General features: G+C 58.3%; 21 protein-coding genes. 5 read left to right on the forward strand and 16 right to left on the reverse strand.

Annotated elements, in window-relative coordinates; genetic code table 11:
* Window position 1: 1 nt before the first annotated feature.
* From C6558_RS36125 to C6558_RS36150, 6 genes are read right to left on the reverse strand one after another with little or no spacing between them, the layout of a single operon-like run.
* Window positions 2-1,525, reverse strand: coding sequence for a hypothetical protein (locus C6558_RS36125; RefSeq protein ID WP_107028574.1), 1,524 nt, complete (start codon window positions 1,523-1,525; stop codon window positions 2-4).
* Window positions 1,525-4,272, reverse strand: a complete 2,748-nt coding sequence (locus C6558_RS36130) for a DUF1983 domain-containing protein (RefSeq protein WP_107028575.1) — start codon at window positions 4,270-4,272, stop codon at window positions 1,525-1,527. The genes C6558_RS36125 and C6558_RS36130 overlap by 1 nt, the downstream gene beginning before the upstream one ends.
* Before the next feature lie 8 nt (window positions 4,273-4,280).
* A complete protein-coding gene (locus C6558_RS36135; protein ID WP_107028576.1) occupies window positions 4,281-4,685 on the reverse strand; it encodes a hypothetical protein in 405 nt (134 codons plus the stop codon).
* Between the two features lie 2 nt (window positions 4,686-4,687).
* Window positions 4,688-5,284 (reverse strand): DUF2163 domain-containing protein, encoded by a 597-nt coding sequence (locus C6558_RS36140; RefSeq protein WP_107028577.1) that lies wholly within the window; start codon window positions 5,282-5,284, stop codon window positions 4,688-4,690.
* A complete protein-coding gene (locus tag C6558_RS36145; protein WP_107028578.1) occupies window positions 5,281-5,949 on the reverse strand; it encodes a hypothetical protein in 669 nt (222 codons plus the stop codon). Before C6558_RS36145 ends, C6558_RS36140 begins: the two co-directional genes overlap by 4 nt.
* Window positions 5,949-8,063: a phage tail length tape measure family protein gene (locus C6558_RS36150; RefSeq protein WP_107028579.1), complete on the reverse strand. Its 2,115-nt coding sequence runs from the start codon at window positions 8,061-8,063 to the stop codon at window positions 5,949-5,951. The genes C6558_RS36145 and C6558_RS36150 overlap by 1 nt, the downstream gene beginning before the upstream one ends.
* 59 nt (window positions 8,064-8,122) lie before the next feature.
* Here C6558_RS36150 and C6558_RS36155 point away from each other — a divergent pair, with 59 nt between their 5' ends.
* Window positions 8,123-8,518 (forward strand): hypothetical protein, encoded by a 396-nt coding sequence (locus C6558_RS36155; RefSeq protein ID WP_107028580.1) that lies wholly within the window; start codon window positions 8,123-8,125, stop codon window positions 8,516-8,518.
* Between the two features lie 62 nt (window positions 8,519-8,580).
* Window positions 8,581-8,937, forward strand: coding sequence for a DUF6693 family protein (locus C6558_RS36160; protein ID WP_199197114.1), 357 nt, complete (start codon window positions 8,581-8,583; stop codon window positions 8,935-8,937).
* 179 nt (window positions 8,938-9,116) lie between these two features.
* Here the strand turns inward: C6558_RS36160 and C6558_RS36165 are convergent, their stop codons facing one another.
* The 5 genes from C6558_RS36165 to C6558_RS36190 all read right to left on the reverse strand — a co-directional run bounded on the left by C6558_RS36165 (window position 9,117) and on the right by C6558_RS36190 (window position 13,484).
* The gene (locus C6558_RS36165; protein WP_146160957.1) at window positions 9,117-9,995 is read right to left on the reverse strand and encodes a hypothetical protein; all 879 of its coding nucleotides are present in this window, start codon (window positions 9,993-9,995) and stop codon (window positions 9,117-9,119) included.
* Window positions 9,996-10,176: 181 nt separating this feature from the next.
* Window positions 10,177-11,751: a DUF3696 domain-containing protein gene (locus tag C6558_RS36170; RefSeq protein WP_146160958.1), complete on the reverse strand. Its 1,575-nt coding sequence runs from the start codon at window positions 11,749-11,751 to the stop codon at window positions 10,177-10,179.
* A gap of 416 nt (window positions 11,752-12,167) precedes the next feature.
* Window positions 12,168-12,557 (reverse strand): hypothetical protein, encoded by a 390-nt coding sequence (locus tag C6558_RS36180; protein ID WP_107028585.1) that lies wholly within the window; start codon window positions 12,555-12,557, stop codon window positions 12,168-12,170.
* A gap of 14 nt (window positions 12,558-12,571) precedes the next feature.
* Window positions 12,572-13,057, reverse strand: a complete 486-nt coding sequence (locus tag C6558_RS36185) for a hypothetical protein (protein ID WP_107028586.1) — start codon at window positions 13,055-13,057, stop codon at window positions 12,572-12,574.
* 1 nt (window position 13,058) lies between these two features.
* The gene (locus C6558_RS36190) at window positions 13,059-13,484 is read right to left on the reverse strand and encodes a phage tail terminator-like protein (protein ID WP_107028587.1); all 426 of its coding nucleotides are present in this window, start codon (window positions 13,482-13,484) and stop codon (window positions 13,059-13,061) included.
* 13 nt (window positions 13,485-13,497) lie between these two features.
* On the opposite strand from C6558_RS36190, the gene C6558_RS36195 reads away from it, so the two are divergent.
* Window positions 13,498-13,740 (forward strand): hypothetical protein, encoded by a 243-nt coding sequence (locus tag C6558_RS36195; RefSeq protein WP_146160959.1) that lies wholly within the window; start codon window positions 13,498-13,500, stop codon window positions 13,738-13,740.
* On the opposite strand, the gene C6558_RS36200 is transcribed toward C6558_RS36195, so the two are convergent.
* Window positions 13,691-14,146: a hypothetical protein gene (locus C6558_RS36200; protein WP_107028589.1), complete on the reverse strand. Its 456-nt coding sequence runs from the start codon at window positions 14,144-14,146 to the stop codon at window positions 13,691-13,693. The genes C6558_RS36195 and C6558_RS36200 overlap by 50 nt on opposite strands.
* Window positions 14,146-15,183 (reverse strand): phage minor head protein, encoded by a 1,038-nt coding sequence (locus C6558_RS36205; protein WP_107028590.1) that lies wholly within the window; start codon window positions 15,181-15,183, stop codon window positions 14,146-14,148. Before C6558_RS36205 ends, C6558_RS36200 begins: the two co-directional genes overlap by 1 nt.
* A gap of 33 nt (window positions 15,184-15,216) precedes the next feature.
* Between C6558_RS36205 and C6558_RS36210 the strand changes: the two genes are divergently transcribed.
* On the forward strand, window positions 15,217-15,459 hold the full coding sequence (locus C6558_RS36210; RefSeq protein WP_107028591.1) for a hypothetical protein: 243 nt from the start codon (window positions 15,217-15,219) through the stop codon (window positions 15,457-15,459).
* Here C6558_RS36210 and C6558_RS36215 read toward each other — a convergent pair.
* A complete protein-coding gene (locus C6558_RS36215; protein WP_107028592.1) occupies window positions 15,456-15,821 on the reverse strand; it encodes a hypothetical protein in 366 nt (121 codons plus the stop codon). The two genes, C6558_RS36210 and C6558_RS36215, sit on opposite strands and share 4 nt — an antisense overlap.
* 80 nt (window positions 15,822-15,901) lie before the next feature.
* On the opposite strand from C6558_RS36215, the gene C6558_RS36220 reads away from it, so the two are divergent.
* Window positions 15,902-16,063 (forward strand): Thivi_2564 family membrane protein, encoded by a 162-nt coding sequence (locus C6558_RS36220; RefSeq protein ID WP_107028593.1) that lies wholly within the window; start codon window positions 15,902-15,904, stop codon window positions 16,061-16,063.
* Window positions 16,064-16,087: 24 nt separating this feature from the next.
* On the opposite strand, the gene C6558_RS36225 is transcribed toward C6558_RS36220, so the two are convergent.
* Together C6558_RS36225 and C6558_RS36230 are read right to left on the reverse strand one after the other, a co-directional pair.
* Complete coding sequence (locus C6558_RS36225; RefSeq protein ID WP_107028594.1) at window positions 16,088-16,582, reverse strand: DnaT-like ssDNA-binding protein; 495 nt, start codon at window positions 16,580-16,582, stop codon at window positions 16,088-16,090.
* Window positions 16,583-16,611: 29 nt separating this feature from the next.
* Window positions 16,612-16,965, reverse strand: coding sequence for a hypothetical protein (locus tag C6558_RS36230; protein ID WP_371412335.1), 354 nt, complete (start codon window positions 16,963-16,965; stop codon window positions 16,612-16,614).
* Window positions 16,966-16,974: the final 9 nt, after the last annotated feature.

Genomic DNA, 16,974 nt, shown 5'->3' on the forward strand with positions numbered 1-16,974 from the left:
CCTAGGTGGGAATGCCGAAGATGTAGTAGCGGATGCCGATGGGCGCGTAGGCGCCCGAGGTGCGCCAGTTTCCAGGGCTGTCGCTGCGATTGTAGTAATCGCCGGCGTTCCCTGCGAAAGTGTGGAACCGGGCATTGTTCGCCGTCAATTCGCAATAGGTGCTTTCGCCGGCGTGAGATTGGTTGAAGTTGTAGATGTATTTCAGACGCTTCACGAACGGGAGGCGCCACAACGCACTCCATGACATCGGGAGGTTATTTTGCCCGAGGCTCGCGCCGTTACCGGCGCCATGATGTGTGAGGTATTTCACCATCGGGAACATGCCCGTCCCGTCGAATGGGATATCCGTGATCACGTCGTTGCCGGCCGAAACGTTGAAGTAGCCTTGGGCGAGGATCTGGACCTGCGGCCAGCGGGTATCGATGATGATATCGCGCCAGCCCGGCGGATTTGCGGAACCGGGGCGAAGGAACTGCACAACACGCCCGCCATCGTCGAACTGCCGAAGCACCTTGTTGGATCCTCCGGTCGGGCCGCTCGTGTCTTCCATGTAGAGCATGAAACGCGCCCGCATCGCTTTCGAGGCATCGAAGCCGATCCGGCTGCCGTCGAACCAATACTCCGCGCCGAAATCGAGTGTTTGCGGGTTTGACGGATACATGATCGTTGGGCTGTCGTAGAAATGAACGTCGAGCGCGACGGTGTCGGGCAAAGGCATGCCGGTCTCGTAGTAGCTCACCCCCGCAGGAAGCGCGATGTCAGCGGCAGCAATGACCTTCACCGGTAACTTGGAACCATCAAAGGCCATCTGCTGAACAGTGGCAGTATCGACGTTGTAGCCCGGCTTGGCGATCTTCAACTCGGTTGATGAGATCTTGATCGTCTTAGTCCCGTTCGGCGCCAACACCGGAGCGTCATCCGGCGCGACATTGTTCCCCGGCAAATTCCAGACGTTCAAGCGTTTGTCGCGTGATCGGAATTTGTTGAAGGCATCAATGGTGTCGTTCGGAGTGACGACGATCGGGGTGCCGTATGCGAAGGTCCCCAGATTATTGTTCAGAACCATGTTTTCCGCCCATCCGATTTGAGCGTAATTTCCCACGGCGTAGAAACCGCCCTGGCCGTTGTAATATTCACCGCTGTCGGTCCAGGCGACCATCTGTTGATTGTAGCGGTTGCTGCCGCCGCCCTTTTTCGCCTTCACGTCAAACAGCGGGACGTTGTACCGGAGCGTAGGGAACGCAGTGTTGCGAAAGCCCCAGAGCGTTCCCTGCGCAACAGTGACTGACATGTAAGTAAACGTCGCGGAATTGCTTCCCGGCGGATAGTAGGTGACACCGCTACCGGCCTGGAACGTGTTGACCACCCCTATGTCACACAAGTTCGCTTGGATGCCGAGTTTGCTGTTGTAGAGGAACTTCCAGCGCTGGCTGTCCGGCGTGGTGCGCGGATCGTCGGCATCGTTCTTCATGATCTTGATGCAGGCGGCGCCCGTCGAGTCGATGCCTATCATCGTGCGAACCATCAGCTGTAGAACTCCAAGGTGCCGGCATTGAGATTGAAATCGACTTTGTTGTTCAGTGCCAGGAGCCGACCCGACCGGATCAATCCCACATTGGCGATATTGAGCTTCAACTCACCATTCTCGATGACGATCGGCAGGAAGGCATTCGAGCCACCGTTCCAGACGACGAACTGATCGGCCTTCACCGCGAAGCGCGACTTGAGCACGCTGCTTTCCGTGTAAAGCTCGATGTAGAAGCCGCTATCCTTGAACACTGCCCCGAGGTTCGCGCGCAGCATCACCGAGAACCGGGCATTCACGCCCGTCTGGTCGGCCGCCGCCTCGAACTTGACGAGCCCTTGCGCGAAGCGGCCATTCAGGTCCGCACTTACACCATTGATGCTGGTGGCGAGAGCACTGTCGGCGTTCGCCCTGGTCGTCTGCTCGCTATTCAACAGTGCCAGGTTGCCATCAACCTCAGCCTCAAGAGAGGTGACTGTCCCGGCCAATGCACTGTCCGCATTCGCCCGTGCGGTCGCTTCAGTCTGGATAGCGGCAGCGTTTCCGGCACTGTCGGCAAAGAGCTGCGTGATCTGGCTACTGAGAGCCCCATCGGCGCTGGCGCGCGTCGTTTCCTCGCTGAACAGGCGCGCATTGGTCTGACCAAGGCTGGCCTGCAGAACGGTCTGGATCTGCGCGAGCGCTTCGGTCTCCGAGACGCGAACCCGGCGTTCCTCCGAAATCTCGGCGAGAGCGTCTCCAACGGCTGCGCGGATCTGCTCGCGCTGGATCTGTCCGACAGCACCTTGCAACGAAAAAGCCGTCACCAGCTCTTCAATGCGCGGCCGGAAGAAATCATCCATCTCGGCCTGAAGATCCTTGAAGCGATCCCTGACATCGTCGCGCACCTGACCGAGACCGACTTGAATATTGAGGGCCCCGGTCGCCGTCGACGTGGTGCGCCAGGGCGTGAAGTTCCGCAACCGGTCCGGCATGGTCGTGATCGTCGCCCTGGCGACGTAGACCTTTTCCGACAGGATGTTTTTCGTCGTCCGGTACCGCCCGAGTTCCGGCTCGGCACTCTGATCGGTAAAATCTTCGAGCGTACCCTCGACCCGGTAGTTGAAGATCACCGAGGTGATCGTCGGATCATCCGGAGGGGTCCAGACGAATTCGAGCGCCGGCACGTCATAGCCGTTCCCGCCCGCGATCATGCCGGCGTAAACGTCAAAGCCCTGCACCGTGAACAGTTGCGACGGGTTGATCGGCGGCACAGGCGGGATGACGATCGGGCCCGGCGCGATATCGCCATCGTCGTAAATGTCGGCGCCCACTTCCCCGAGCACGAACGTGACCTCGAACGCTTCCGAGAGCTGCCATTCCATCACCATCCAGGTCTTACCCTCGAAGGTGACCCACTCGCCTTCCTGCACGGCGAAACCGACACGACGGCTAACTGGAATGGTGGCCGAGCCACCCTTTCGGTTCTGCCGATAACGGATGTTCAACAGGTACTGCGCAATGTCCGGATCATGCACCTGCAGGAAGTCGTTCGACGTCTGCCGCGCCCGCTTGTCGGCGGCGACGTCGGCATTGACGACGATTGTCTTCAGGCTCTCCGGATTCCACATTGCTTCCGGCGAGGTGAACTGGCCGGAGAGATGGTTGAACAAGGCGAATGCCGACTTGCGCAGCTGTTTCTGCTTGGCCCGCTTTACCGGGATATCGGTCGGCGTGATGTCCAGCACCGGGATCTGCGGTGCGCCGACAATGACGCCCGAGAGACCGCGCCGGTTGATCGCATAGCCAGCCATGGCGTCGTCAAATGCGGACAGCGCTTCCGTATGATCGGTATCGCTGTCGACCCAGAGCGAGCACTGATAGGTCGGCTTCCCCTTGCGCAGCGTGCGGCAATAATTGATCGCCGCGAAGTACGACGGCAGATCGAGCTGGCCGAGCGACTTACCCTCACCAACGATCGTGCGGCCAGAGCGCAGACCACGTAGACCGAGCTGATAGTTCAGTCGGTGGATCGCAGGTACGAGCGTGTGCACCCACGTCGACGGATCATCGATGCGTTGCGGACCGACGCCGCCAGCGACCGTCGAATCCTTCGTCGGGTCGTATTCGCGCAGACCGCGCAGAACCCACTCGATCGACGGGCTACCCCTCCCCGCGTCGCGGAAAAACTGCAGGTGAAAGTAACGATAGACGACGACGTAGCAGAGACCGCTCAAGCGGCTGGTCGATTTCCACGTGTTGCCGAGGCCGGCCGTCGACGCCACGAGTTGCGCGTCGGCGACCTGGCCTGGTCGGCCGTCATAGAACCGTATATCGATCGAGCTATTGCCATCGCCATCGATGAAGCCTTCGACGCTATAGCGCGCGACTTCGCCGCCGGCGACAGCCTTCGGCACCAGATTGTATTTCTGGCCGTACATGTAGATGTAGGGCTCCAAGCCATCGCACCAGCCGCTCGCCAGCACGAAGACATCGGCATTCATCTTGTTGCCTTTGTCCCATTTGGCATAAAAGACGCGGTGCCCCTTCGTCTTGCCGGTGCCATAGAGCGTGCCTGCCGGCACATCTCCCCCCATCTGCACCTGACCCTGAACGGCGGTGAACTTCTGCTTACCCTGCTGGCTCTGCTTGACCTTGGCGAAGGCGAACTTCGTGCCGAAAGCCAGAGCCCCGCCGATAATCTTGCCAACCAGGGCGGAGCCGAACAGCGTCCCGATGGCCGCGCCGATGCTAGTGAAAATAGCCATGGAAAGACTTATCCGAGATGGAACGTTGCGATGACGTCGGAAAGGCCGTGATCAGAGCGGCCCCTCTCGGTTTTGGTGATGAAGCGCAGGCCGAGGCAGATGCCGACATGCTCGGCGCCGTCAGCCAGCCGCAGGATGACGAGATCCCCGAAGCGCGCCGAGGCGCCGCCGGCCGGCTCCTGCCCCAGCTCGGCCGCAAAGAAATCGACGAGGCTCGAAAACCCGCGACGCCGCAGTGCACGTTGCGCGCCCGACAGCGTTCGGTATGCCCCGTGAAACTTCTCAACGAGGGAGGTGCCGTGCAGGGCGTCCGCCATGGCGCAACCAAGGTGGAAACAATCGGCCGGGCCATAGGCATAGGGCGTCGATAGCTCACGCGTCAGCGTGGCCTCGACGATGCGAAAGCGGTTCATGGCTACCTCGAAACCTGTCCCCACTCTTCGGGGATGGTGCCGACCGTCGCCACATATTCGAGGCCCGTGTCGGTTTCGTCGTTGTCGAATTGCTGCTCGGCAAGACTCCGCTTGACGAGTGTTTGCCCGCGTGCCGAGCGGCCGGGCGGCTGCAGCTCAATCGTCAGCGACAGCGTGCGCGTGCCGTTCTCGTCGGCGGCGCCGGTGTCGTAGGTCACATTGTCGATTTCGTAGATGCTCGACGCCAGCACGCCGATGACCTGGTCGGAGTTCGGAGCACCGACCAGGTGCGTGACGATCACGGGAGCGTTCGGATAATCATACTGCTCGACGACGGCCATCGCGTCGGCCGGGTCTGTAGCCGGGATGTTCGAAAACCGGATTGTCCGACTGGTCACGGATGCGCCAAGGGCGCTGCGCATCTCCCCCTGCTGCAGATAGCGGTTCGGCAGGTAGGTGATGCCGTTATAGGTGAAGGGGCGCCCACCGCGATGATAGCCGACCGGATCGCGGCCCGGCAGATCGAAGCGGATCAGATCGATGCGAGAGATATCGCCGCTTTCAAGCGCGGCGATGACCGCGGGATCAAGGATACTCATGAGAAGAATACCTCCGTCGCGGTGAACGACGGCGAGCGGTTGGCCCAAGATTTTTTGCCGTCGTAGCTACCGGGATCAATTTGCATGGTGCAGGACGGCTTCTCGAAATGGACAGTGCAGGACGTGTTGAAATTACCGGTATCCAGAGCGTATCGGATCGATAGCGTTGCGACGCCGCCGGCGTTTGCAATTGCAGGTGCGATGATCCGGTGCAGTGAACGGGCAAGCGGGCTTTTCCTGATTTCGACATAGTCCCCGCGGGATAGCTGGAAGCCAGCCGGAAGACCTGAAATCACGATCGTGATTGGGTTTGTGATAGATTGTAGGACCGCACCACCATTGAACGCACCGCCCCCAGCTTTGCTGCCTGAAAGCGGAAAACCGTTGTCGTGGGCGATGGGTCGAGGGCGGAAAACATCATGCGCCAGAAACGTCTGCCCGTTATCGTCGAGCTGCATCACGAAAGCGTCCATGACGCCGAACTCAGGACGCAGCAGCGGGCGCGTCACATAGCTGGCTACCCAATACGGCGTCCCGAACGTTTGGTTCTCCGTTCGGCGCCCTTCCATCTGATCGCTGTTGCGGGGTTGAATTGGGTCGAACGTGCATTCGACCCACTCCTTCCTCCCGTCGCCGAATATGGGAAGCAAAATCGGATCAGGCATCAGTAAGCCTCGCCGCCGTTTTCATACTGATTCCGCTTGCCCTGCTCGTACGCCCGGATGTTCTCGATGGTCACATTCTCGCTCTCTGAGCGGATCGTGGGGCGGAACATCGGCCCTTCCTCCCCAATGACGCGAAGCACGACCTGTGTTGGCTGCGACTGAGTGGTAGGGGTGCTCGATGGAGAAACGTTCGTGTTTGCGGCACTATGCACGCGATGGTTTGGGATAACCTGTTCGCCGCCCTTGAACCGGACGAGCTCGGGCCCCTTCTCACCGACCCAAGCAACACCCGGTCGAGCCGAAGACGTGCCGCTCGCGTAACCGCGAAGACCGGCCCACGGATCAACGGCAGTGTTGCCGCCACCGAACAAACCGCCAAGCAGACCGAGTAGACCGCCGCCGCCAGCACCCTTGCCGGCGTTGCCAACTTCAAACACGGCGTCGATGACGTCTGTCAGAAGCTTGTCGGCGATCCTGTCGAGCACGCCCAGAGCCGCTTCGCCAAACGATTCCCAAACCGACTTGCCTCGCTCAAGACCCGCGAAGAAGTCGTCGAAGAAGCTATGGGTGAGCATCTTCGAGAACTCGATCGCCTCGCCCATGCGAATGGTCTCGGCCTCAACCGAGGCCATGACCTGGGCAAGGGCAGACAGTTCGCTCTTCTGGGCGTCAGTGAGCGAGATGCCGCGCTGCTGCGCTTCGTTCAGGAACTGGGTTTCGTAGCGCAACGCCGCCGCGGCTTCCGCCGTCAGGCCAAGGGCGTCCCGCTCCGCCTCGAGCGAAGCAATCTGCCGTTCGGCGCCGGCGACGATGTCATCGTATTTTTCCAGGTCGCTCTTGCCGCCGGCGCGCTTCTTTGACTTCTCGTCGACGTCGGTCAGGCCCTTGGCGAGCTCTTTCAGTTTCCCCGTCGCGGCCGAAGCGCCCCGCGCAATGGCACCGCCGAAATCGCCGAGATAATCGGCGCTTAGATCTGAGGCGATCTGGCCGTTTCGCTTCTCAGCCGTCTTGGCTAGTTCCTCGGCGTATTTGTTTGGGAACTGGAAGTCGCCCTGCCCCAAATCGCCGATGGTGCCAAGTTGCATCCCGTCTGGCAGCCACTCGTTTGCCTTCGACGCGAACGTGTCGATAAGGCTGGCGCCGCGCTGAACCATGTCGGTCATCGCTTTGATAACCGCATTTGCTGCACCAATTGCCGCACCACCAATCACATTGGGGAACTGCTCCCATAGAAACTGGATATCGTGGTAGGCGGCCACAAAGGAACCGATGACGAAGTTTGCTCCTGTTTTGGCGTCAGCAGCGAGGTCCCGACCGAAAATCTGCTGCATCTCATCACGGAAGATAATTGCAGCTGCGAGCACTGCGCTGAAACCCGCAATAACCCAGCCGACCGGACCCATCGCTGCTAGCCAGGCAACCGTGAAGCTCCCCGCCACTGTGCCTGCTGCGACGGCCAGCCTGGCAAGGAGTGCGATCACACCGACAATCCCGACGACTATCGACGGTGCGTAAATCAGCGCCAGAGCGGCGGCTGCAGCCACAGCGTACGGGGCGACCACTTCGAGCATGTCGGCCAGGGCGATCAACGTCGATTGCGCAAGCTTGGTCCAGTTGACAATCTGAAGGCCAGCGGCCACCAAAGCGATAATTCCGATCGTCAGCAAGCTCACCGGAGAGATCACCGACAAGAATGCCTGACCGAGACCCTTTACCGGGCTCTCCATAGTTGCCAGCACCGCCGCTAGCTGCGTTCCCTGCTGAAGGGCAATTTGCAGCGGCCCCATTCCCATTTGAGCGCTGACTGCAATGTCCTGGAATTGTGCAGCAATGTTCGCGAGATTACCGCGGCCGCCCACCCCCTTCACGTTCTGGTTTGCGGCCAGGTTCATCATCTCAATTTGCTTCGAGGCTGATGCTGCAGCTGCGCCCTGCGAAGCATAGGCCTTCGCAGCGGCCGAAGCGGCCCCGGTCGCACCACGGTTAGCGCCCGACAACCCGTTAGCTGCGGCCTCGGCACGCGATGCAGCTCCAGAAAGCTGATTGAGCGACTGTGTCCCCTCTTTCACGGACCTTGTTTCCACCTGAAGACCGAGCGTAGCTATGTCCGCCATGGCTTTTCCTTTCAGTACGACGTGAGTTATCGTCCCGCCGATTCAACCGGAGGACGATGATGCGCAAAATTTTGATTTCACTGAGCGTGGTGCTTTGTGCCGCACCTGCCAATGCAAATGATGACACCCGCGCCGCGGCTCAAAAGGCGGCCCGCCAAATGATGGAGGATGCGTTCGTTTACCTTGGTGCAGCCTATCTCTGCCAGGACGCCCTGGGCACCTCTCACTATTACGCGGCGCGATCCGCAGTGGAGCAGTCAGCGATCTTGGGAGGTAAATCGCAAACAGACGCCGTGATCATTGCAGATGATTTCGACAAGAAAATACGGCGAGATAATCAAAAAAAGGCGCCGGCGGCGAATGACCAAAAGTGTCTGGACAGCATTCTCGCGACACAAACATCGCTTCGTGTATCTCAAGCGCGTTTTAAACAGGCTCGCGACGCCGACAACTGAATATAGCTCGACTTTTAGTTGTTCTTCTGGTCGATTGCCGCTTGATTTCAACGGGGTCAATCATGTCAGAAGCAGTAACTCATTCAACTCGTATCGGCCGCCTCAAGTGCTCGTTCAGCACCACGGAAGCGATAGGAAGCGTGATCATTTGGATCATTCTCACCGTCATTACCGTTGGCTTGGCGTTGGTCGTGTTCCCATACTACCTGAATCGTGCCGTTCTGAATAAAACCGAACTTCTGGATGGCACTGGTCGTGCGATCGGACGACTCAACTGCACCTTTAACATAGGCCATTCAGTTGGGCATGTAATACTATGGGTATTGCTAATCATTATAACACTCGGTCTTGCCGGCTTTCTTTACGTCTACCGTGTGCTACGTGTCGTTCTGAACGAAACACGGGTTGAATACTACTAATCGACTGGAACTGCGGTAGGAGACGGCAGCGGCAGTTCACTGGCGTCGTCGTCTACGAAGACGGCACCAAGGAAGAATTCAAGTAGAGGGCCCACCGTGGCGGGCCGATCTGTACTCACAATTGCGAGATGTAGCGTTTAAGTCGCATCAAACCGTCGACTGAGTTCTACGAGAACTGATCAAACGATCTGGCGCATAGGGGCGAACCCCAGCCAAAGAACAAACCTGATAATGTGCCCGTAGAGACGCTGCCACGCTTCCTTCTTCGTGTGAGCGAGGAATTCCCGAAGGACCGCCGGCGTGCCAAGCAGTTGCCTGATGATGTTACTACCAAAGCCAGTCAAACGGACGTCGTCTCCTGCAATCAGTAGCTTTGCGCGAACCCAATCCGAAATGTGCTCTGGCCAAACGCCGTTGAGTCTTCTCTCATCAATTCCCTCCTTCAGATCGTAATACATCCCGAAGAATTCATCTGCTGCCAAACCGGCGGCATCCTCGGCCCTGTGAATCGTCGTCAACGCATCCAGATCCGCTGCCTTAGCTCCAGCACAGGCTAACTTACCCAAAATGTGCGTTGGGATCAGGTTTTCGATTTCCCTGCAAGGCAACGCGAATGCCCAGGCAAATGGCCACGCCGACTCTTCTATAATGCGCTTGGTGCGCAACAACTTTGCAGGCTCACCCTTTTGTGGATGAAGTTTATCAGAGTCACCCACGACGCACACGATGCAGCGTTGCTCAATCTGCCTCTGAAATATCGAGTCGGATGCCTGCCCTCCGCCATGCCTCAGATCGAAACTTACGTTCCCCCCCCCGTATTCGGGCAGATGCGCCATAACCATCTGCAGATACAGTTCACCATCTGATGCAGTATCCTCAACGACTAAATTGACCCGATCGAATAGATAGGGGCTATCAGCATCCTCTAGACCGATGATGATTGCCCCATCCGAGATCTCTGGTCCCGACCGATGCAAGGGATCGATGCAAATCCTTATGATTGCATCATCTCTTAAGCCAGCCGACTGGGTAAACTCGTTTCCCAGCTTAACTATCAACGCTCGATCCCGGTCGTCAAACAAACCGGTAGCGATTAGCGCGGTAGCGACGGCTCGAGGAATTATGGCGAGATGGTGCCCGTGCCTGTGTGCTCGTAACAACTCACAGCATACGTTCCTACCTTTATTTTGATTTGCTAAAGTATATGTTTCTGGCGTGCCAACTAAATCAAAAATCATGTCAAACCGTCGGCTGAAAGAATCCATAGGGCCAGTTTGTCAGCGTCCCGCCACTGGTGAAGCGCGAGACCCGGACAGATGTGATCTTTTCGTCCTCATCATCCTGTTCAAACACAAGTATCTGGACGTCGTCTGCGCGCACTTTGCCCTCGGCGATCAATGCTCCCAGGCGATTTACAAATGCTTCACTGTGCGTCTCGATGATGAAGCTAACGTCAGGGTCACGAGGGGTCGAACTCACGCGTTCTCCGACGACGGCGTCAGCTAGAAGAGCTTGATGCGCGGGATGCAGGTGAAGTTCTGGCTGCTCTATCAAGAGCATGGAACTGTTTGCAGCGCCTATCACGCGACGGCGGCCGATCGCACCCCGTGATGCCCACCAGATCTGACCAAGAACGGGCAGAACCTGCGAAATGCCATAACCATTGTCGACAATATTGGTCGTCTTGTCGCCATTCGCCAATTTAATGCTAATGTGCCCAGAGTTTTGCACAACCTCAACGCCGTATCCAAAGCGTTCTTTAACCCACTTTGAGAAATTCGTCCTTTGGCTCGAAGTAAGAGAGGTTAGGAACATCGGGAAATTCTTCCCGTCCGGATCAATCTCCGACACTGCAAGATCTTGATAGCGATAATATCTTTCGCTTCGTGCTCGGACTGGACCGATATAGAGAGTAGACGATATCTTCGTTTTTAATGAACTGAACGTTGCGCCCACGATGGAAAAGAATTGATTAACCTCGTACATCTGCTGCACCTTCTCGCGCAGGCCCCGAGTGTTCTTCCCTGCCATATCCGTCAGGATCTTAAGGAATGAGCGGGTTCCTGTTCTATTCTTCACTCCCTCTAATTCGCTGATCGAAAACTCGTCCATCATGAGAAGGTTGATCGCAAATCGTCCGATTTGATCATCTCTGAGGCGCCGGTCAACGTGTGGGCGCAGCAATGATGCAAGGTGATCATGTACGGGATTTTGAAAAGGTTGGTAAAAATACCTACCCTCTTCCTGCTCTTTCGACCTCAGCAAAATATTAGGGAATATACTGCCAAGCTGAAAACTCACGATAGCGCCGTCAAACAAATGCATTACTGATTCACCATTTCGAGATATACCCGAGAGTGAACCAGAATCGTCAATTGAGACGTCGAAGACGTTCGATGGATTGCCCAACCGAAAAGAAAATCCGTCTAGCTTGGTTTTTCGATCGCGCCCTGAGACAAACAGCTCAACATCGACTGGGCCGGCGCGCTTTTGGGTAGCACCGTATCCTCCACCATCGAGCGTGACAAAGCTGGGCTCTGTCGTGACGTTGTCTAACCCAAACGAAAAAGAAATCCTGGATTCAGAGCGATTGTCGTGCACAACATCTTCGAACTCGCCGAAATCAACGAGGTCACCGTACCAAAGAATTGGCGAGCTAGTTCGTGTCATCAGTGATTGGCGCAAAAGTGGAAATGTGCGCAAGAAAGTGCTTTTCCCGCTGCTATTTCGCCCTACCAATATTGTGATCGGACGTAGATCGACCAGAGACGTATTCTTGAGCCGACGCACGTTGTTGAGGCCAAATCTAAGCATGCCGAGCGAGTACCCCTTGATTACAAGCAATCAATAGACGCGATTCTATTTCTGCGCGAGTTAAAATTTGCCGCTATCGGCCGTCTCGCGCTCGCGAATTTCGTAACTTTCTCGGTCAATCTCGCTGCAGTAATGTGCATCCATACGCTTCAAGGCTGCGAACTCCTCCCGCGTAACGATATTGCCTGTAACCTGACACCACGCCACAAGCTCGAAGTTGGATATCGGCACCGGCCCGGAGAACCCCGGCGGCTGTGACTGCCGGAGTTCCCAAAACCAATCCCAGATGAAGGCACCGTGGTCTGGCACCTCCGCTTCCGGGCTTTCCGTCTCGAAAGCCTCGTTGCGCTGGCGTCTGGTCTCCCCTTCGTTGTCGCGGACGCTGTCATACCGAGCGACGACAGCGACTGCCTCGGCTAGGGCTTCGCCGAGCTCTTCGTAAAATTTGCCCGATCCTCCGAGGCGGCCGCGATCTGGTCATAGATCCAGCCGGCTTCTTCGAGAACTTCGCGCACCTGCTCAAAGGTGCATTCCGGCTTCGCCCCTTTCCAATCATGGTCGCCCCAATCCCAGGAAGCGACGGAGGCGGCAGCCTTGTCGAGATATTCGGCCTCGACCTTGCTCGACGTGAGCTTCTTCTTGCGGCTGGCGAGGAACTTGTCACTGTGCTGGCGCGCGACACGCTTTACCGCGTCGCTCTCGGCCGAGCGGATCATGAAACGGATGCCGATGAGCTCGTCCGTATCCGGGCCGGTGAGCTTCAGTTCGAATAGGTCTTCGGAATTGACGAGCTTGGAAATGTCCATGTTTTCACCTCAGGTTACGGGATGGCGGTGGGATTGACGCGGATCGGCAGTTGGTTGAGGCCGATCGTGAAGCGTTCGAGTTCGAAGTCGTCGGAACCGCCGCCCGGATAAAGCGGACCGGAGACAACGCCGCGGCTGTAGAAGATGGTATTCGTCTTACCGGCGCCGCCGTCGTTGCGCTCGATCTTGATGGCCATATTGTCAAGATTGAGCGGGTCGCCGAACGTGCGCAGGATCATCTGACCGGCATCGTCGAAGACGGAAGCGACTTCGATCTGCGGATCACCTGCATTCGCCGTGCCCTTCTGCTTCTGGGTCACCGGCTCGTCGAGCGTGTTGTAGCTGTTCATCGTGCTGTCGGCGCCGAAATCACCGACGTTGCCGACCTTGCCAACCTGCACCCAGGTCAGCGCCACAAAGGCGGACTGGATGAGATCGGTATTCTGAGCGAGCGCGCAAACATAGACCTTGCTGCCCTTCTTCGTTGCCTTGTTTGCCATGTCAGTTCTCCGGTTCGAAGGCGTGGTAGGGAATGGTGATCGGGATCTGCACCCGTTCACTCTCTTGGAGCGGGCCAGCCGCCCATGGCTCGCTGCTGATCGTGATCCTCACGCCAGAGGCGAATAGGGTTTGGTTCTTGAAGTGGTCTATGACCTGGTCGACGACCTCGAGCGCATCGATGATGCCCTGCCCGACGGGCCAGACGACCGACACCTGAAGCAACCCGCGCTTCTGTTGCGGATCGTCGCCCATGGTCACCTGCCGCGCCTGATTGGGCATGAAGGCAAGGCGTAAGTACTTCGGCGGCAGCGTCTGCCCGGCGCCCGGAAACACGACGTTCGGCCCGGCGATCGGCAGCACCTGAGGCATGGAGCGCAGCCGATCGGTAAGCGCTTTGAAGATGATTGCGTCGGTACCAACGGCCATGTATCGATTGCCTATGTCTGAAAAGCCGCCTCTCAGCGACGATGAAGTGTATGAGCGCATCCATGCGGCACTGCTGGCATTGGGCCGCGATGGCGGCGCAACGGTGCGTGGCAACACCTCTCTCAAGGCCGCCCGAAAAGCGTTGACGATGCTTCAGCTTGGTTTGCTGGCAGCGATGGAAAAGAACATCGACACCAATGCAGCAATCAAAGGCCCAGACGGGCCTTCAGCTCGGCCGCCTTTCGATCCACGGTGACAGGCCAGTTCTGAGCGGCCAGGCGGACGAAACCGTCGGCTGGCTGACCGTTCGAGCCGTATTCTCGATGTCCGGCATAGGCCGCCGTGTAGCCGAAATAGAGGGTGTCCCCGATGTCGGCTCCGGCGATTACAGCCTCGACTTGGTCAAAGCTGGTCGCGTAGCTGTTTGCTCCTGATCCTGGCGCAGGGTTCTTGCCCACGACGATCGAAGGCATCGCCGCGGTAGAAGCGAGGAGCGACGCCCGGAGAAACCCGGTGTCAACTCGCATGCGTCCGCCCTGCCCGGTCGGCTTCTGCATCTCCTCGACGATCTCTTGCGTTGCCTCTTTGAACACAGCCTCCACCGCGCCCTCGACCTTATCCGCCCACTGCGCGACCGCAGCGCTGAACGAAAGCTTCGCCATCAGGCCGCCTCGGCTCGGTAGCGACGAGCGACGGCGCCGATATAGTCGATCTTGTATTCCAGCCTGCAACGGCAGCCAGACGTTTCCATGATCGGCGCGCGCGGGTCACCGGGATAGCGAAGCAGTGCACCCGATGGGCTCTGAAACACCTCATCGATGCCGACGCCCTTGCCATTCAGAACACGATGAGTGTGCCGAACTCGATTGTCGCCGGCCGATCGCCAGATCTTCGTCACGTCCTGCGCCTGCACCTTGCCGGCTTCGATCTGCTGCCGCATCGCTTCATCGCGAGTGGAGCCGAGGGCCATCATAGTTTCGGTGCGCGCCAGCATCTCTCCGCGGAGCAACAAGTTCTTGTCGTTGAGCCTGCCGATGATGCGGGTCAGCGCTTCGCCGGTGACCGGCTTGCCACCGCGAATGGCGGCCGACACGGTGCGGTCGAAGCGCTTGTCCCGGGTCTTGAGCTCGAAATACTTCTTCATCAGCTCCGGATCGCCCGATGCGAGGTTGACCCGGGCCCGCTCGATGAACTCGATCTGGTAGCGGGTCAGACCAATGACGCCGCCCTCACGGCGACCGGTGACACGATTCTGTCGGCCGACGACATCAAGTGCGGTCGCGCGCGGGTTCGCACCTCGGGCAAGCCCCTGCTCCAATGCCTGGCGGACACCCTGCCGCTGATCCTCGGTGATGTGCGTCACCATCGTAGACGACAGGTCGCGCAAGATCGCCTCGGCGACAGGGTTGCGAACGCCAAAGCGCCAGATGACACGATTGCCTTGCGGGTCCATCACCTTCGGCAGTTCGCCAACGGCATTCGTGCCGCCCGCGTTGAACGCCTCCTGCAGGGCGATTTCGAGCGCCGAGAATGCCTCGGGCTCAAGCTGCATCGCCTCAATCGCGCCATTCACGTCACCGCGCTCGAGCCGTTCGACGACGCGTGCGAGAATGATGCCCGACTTGATCTCGTCCACCGCCTCCCGAAATGCCGCGGCAAGGCGTGGCTCGTATGTGGCGAGCAATTCGTCGAATGTCATACGATTCTCGTTTTTTGGCTGGTAGGAAGGAATATGATGGTCGCTAACCACAGACCGTCAGCTGGCAATCTCAGGGCGCGTATGATCCTCTTGTTGCTCGTCTTCATCCCATTGGCCTTCTACGCGCAAGGCTTGCCTCGCGCGGGCTTGGTTTTGCTGATCGTCGCCATCATGCTTCAAGCGTTTATCGGCCCACCGGATCCAGTCACCCAATCGATCGCAAATGCCCTCGATGTAGTTGCCGACCCGATCCGCGCCTTGCTTGACCGAGGCTAGGAAGCCGTTCGCCCCTGGACGATAAAAACAACGTTGGTCACGCCATCGTATTTGTTCGGGTCGCCCGTGATGATGGCGTAGTCGGTACCGTTGGCAGTGACGATGTCGCCGACAGTGGGCTCGATCGAGAGGCCGACAGCGGAAATGTAGATCTGCATGTCGCCCGTGCGGATAACCGTTCCATCCACGTAGCGGGCCTCGTAGGTCAAAGGGACGAGCGTTGCCGGGTAAGGCGTCGGGACCGGTTCGCCGCCCAAGATCGGATCCGGTGGCGTGAGGCGGGTGACGACGCCGGCCTGGCCGAACTTGGCAATGAGGCGCTGCGCCGTGGCTTGCAGGTGGACATAAAGTGGGTTCGCCATACTTAGCTCTTCCTTTTTGAGGGCTCGGGCATATTTACGCCTTCATTGCCGCGAGGCTCTTTTCTCAAGGATCTGGGCTCATGACCGCCGCTATCAGCATCCTCGTCACAGTCCTTTTCGTCGGCGTTGTGCTCTATCTCGTACAGAATCTTCCGATTGATTCGACGATGAAGCAGATGGCTCAGATCGTCATTCTGATCGTCGGCGTGGTTTCGCTGCTCAACTCTCTGGGCGTTATCTGATCGGCATCCAGGCAAGGACGCGAGCTACACAACCAACGCGCCCGGCCAAACCGGCACGAGGAACGGCCACAACAGCACCTCGATCGTGGTGACAACCGGTGTTGCGAGCGCCACCACATCGTCCATGTCAGTCGATGACGACGTCGCGTATTCGACCTCAAGCTGTCCGACCTTCTCACGCTTTACTGTCGATGTGCCCGTGACGACGGGCGATAGGCTGCCTGGGTTCGTCAGTTCGAGGAAAGCCGCCTCATAGGAAGCATTGACGATTGCAACCGGGATTTCGGTCGGCGGGATCGCCTCGCCGTAGTAAGTGGATGCGCCTGTGCGCGGCCATGCGCGCTCCTGTGCGTATCCGCCGGTGCGACGACCATTGAACCGCGGTTCGTACCGATCGATCACCAGAGAACCGCGCTGGCGCGCTGCGGTCTTCTGGGCATCGGTCGTACCATCGGGGAAGACATAGCCGGCCGCCGTAGCGTAAGCCGTGAAGCCGTCGTTATCGCCGTATCCAGCCATGTCATTCTCCGATGGGAAGAACCCGGCGCTTATGCGCCGGGGTTGGTTGCCAGTTCTTCGAGTGCGGCGATGATCTCGTCCTTCTTCGCCGGTGTCTTTTCGCCGAGAAGCTTGGAGGCCGCAGACTTGAAGGACATGAACTGCACGTTCGGATCGTTCGCCATGGCGAGGACTTCCGTCACGGACTTGGAAGAGCTGCCTTCGTCAGCGATATCCTCTTCGCCGTCGAGTTTCAGATGGCCGGCATCCAACCAGGCTTTCACGACCGGATGGTCCTTCACCGTCTTCCAATCGGCCGCTTCGACTGCAAGTGAAGCGCCGGCTGCAATGACCGGGCCGCCCGGAATGCCGAAGCCACCCGGGCGCGTATTCTGAATAGTAATCTTGGACAT

It is taken from the genome of Ensifer sp. NM-2 (assembly GCF_003024455.1).
GTDB classification, from domain to species: domain Bacteria; phylum Pseudomonadota; class Alphaproteobacteria; order Rhizobiales; family Rhizobiaceae; genus Ensifer; species Ensifer canadensis.